The 1,758-nt window shown below is 52.7% G+C and carries 4 protein-coding genes; 2 read left to right on the top strand and 2 right to left on the bottom strand.

The window, feature by feature from the left end; translation table 11 throughout:
- Positions 1-101 precede the first annotated feature (101 nt).
- Positions 102-488: a cytochrome C oxidase subunit IV family protein gene (locus ACYZYZ_RS02115; protein WP_461483077.1), complete on the top strand. Its 387-nt coding sequence runs from the start codon at positions 102-104 to the stop codon at positions 486-488.
- Between the two features lie 36 nt (positions 489-524).
- On the top strand, positions 525-683 hold the full coding sequence (locus ACYZYZ_RS02110) for a hypothetical protein (protein ID WP_461483076.1): 159 nt from the start codon (positions 525-527) through the stop codon (positions 681-683).
- 20 nt (positions 684-703) lie between these two features.
- On the opposite strand, the gene ACYZYZ_RS02105 is transcribed toward ACYZYZ_RS02110, so the two are convergent.
- Positions 704-1,357: an SCO family protein gene (locus ACYZYZ_RS02105; protein WP_461483075.1), complete on the bottom strand. Its 654-nt coding sequence runs from the start codon at positions 1,355-1,357 to the stop codon at positions 704-706.
- Positions 1,358-1,416: 59 nt separating this feature from the next.
- On the bottom strand, positions 1,417-1,758 hold a 342-nt coding region (locus ACYZYZ_RS02100; protein WP_461483074.1), incomplete at its 5' end, for a hypothetical protein.

Below are 1,758 nucleotides of genomic sequence, written 5' to 3'. Positions count from 1 at the left end.
AACTACGAAGAGATCGAGATACTGGGACTGTATTGGCACTTCGTCGATCTGGTGTGGGTATTTATCTTTGCATTTTTCTATCTCTGGTAAGGGGGTGAGTCATGGATCATGCAGCTGACGGCCACGGGGCTGTTGTTAGAGAGGAAGAAGCGATCCAGCACCCGCTGGGGGTCTATTTTAAAATTTGGATTTTGCTATTCGTGCTGAGCGCGATGTCCTACGCCGTTGATTACTATCAGGTGCAGGGCTACATGCGCTGGTTCCTGATTCTGCTTTTTATGGTTTTAAAAGCCGGGTTGATCATTGCCGTTTTCATGCACATGGTTTGGGAGCGCTTGGCAATGGTGTACTTTATTCTGGTACCGCCCGCACTGCTGCTCACTCTGGTTGCGATAGGTTCTCTGGAGGCAGATTGGACCTTCTTTCAGCGAGGGGTTTATTTTCTGAAAGAGTTGATCATTGCGGCACCGGCTTCACCGCACCATTAAGCAGACTAGATACGGCGATCTAACAAGGAGTTAACGATGGGTGGCCAGAATACCGAGAGCACCAATTACACCACGCATGTGATTGTTTTTTTGCTGCTGACTGCATTCATGTACGTCTTTGCCTATTTGCTGGTGGATCACAGCAAAAGTGTTCCTGATCGCGTGGATACAGTGCACGCTGGCAAGCAGGAATAACGGTGCTCCGCTGAGGGATCTTAGGGACGCAATGCCACGGACGGCTCGATGCTCTGGCGATACAGAGCCTCGAAGTCGGCTGCTACCTCTGACGCCACGAACGGTGGACTGATGATGCCGGCGTACTGAACCAGCGGGTCCACCAGATATACAGCGCTGGAGTGGGTGACCTCGTATACGTTTTCAGCTGTTTCAGGCTCAGCCCTGAAAGGGGCGCCTAGTTGGCGGGTGAGGTTGGTGAGTTGCCCAATGGATCCGGTGGCGCCAAGAAAACTCGCGTCAAAATACTGTACGTAGCGTTTGATCTGGGCGGCCTTGTCACGCTCTGGGTCAACCGAAATGAATACAAATTGAATGTCGTCCTCGGCGATGCCTAGCGCGACTAATTCTCGCTTGACCTGTGACAAGTCGTAAAGCGTGGTGGGACAAATGTCAGGGCAGTACATGAAGCCAAAAAAGATGAAAGACCAGCGCGATTCGAGTGATTTGAGGTCGAAAACGCCCTTTTCATCGTCTACCAGAATGAATTCTGCCAGTGGTCTGCGCTCGGGGAATGCCGCTAGCGCGCTGGGCATGGTGTTTGCAGGGTCGGTTTTACCACTCCGCCATAGTGCCCAATATCCAGATCCGGCCAGCGAGAGCCCCAACACAGCAGCGACGGTGAGTGCCGCCATAGTCAATTTTTCCCGTGTCAATGCTACCACTGTAGGTTTCGCCCCCTTAGCTCAATTGATCAGCGCAGATAGACCATGCTAACTGCGTCAATATTGCCGCCGCAAATCTTCTCCGCCAGCGCTCTATCTGTCACCGCATGCATTAACATAGTAACGATACGGCCTTTTGGCCGCCAACCAGCGAGTTTTACAACGTGATGGAATCCAGTCTGACAGAGCGCGCCACCTGGCGAGATTATTATGAGCTGTGCAAACCAAACGTGGTGTGGCTCATGATTCTGACCGCGATCGTGGGTATGTGTATGGCGACTCAGGGGGCGGTGCCGGTGAATACGGTGATCTTTGCGAGCACTGGCATAGCGCTCTGCGCGGCTTCCGCTGCTGCGATCAATCACCTCGCC

Source organism: Porticoccus sp. (genome assembly GCA_023261185.1).
Taxonomy (GTDB): Bacteria; Pseudomonadota; Gammaproteobacteria; order Pseudomonadales; family Porticoccaceae; genus Porticoccus; species Porticoccus litoralis.
This window is presented reverse-complemented; position numbering and strand designations above follow the sequence as displayed.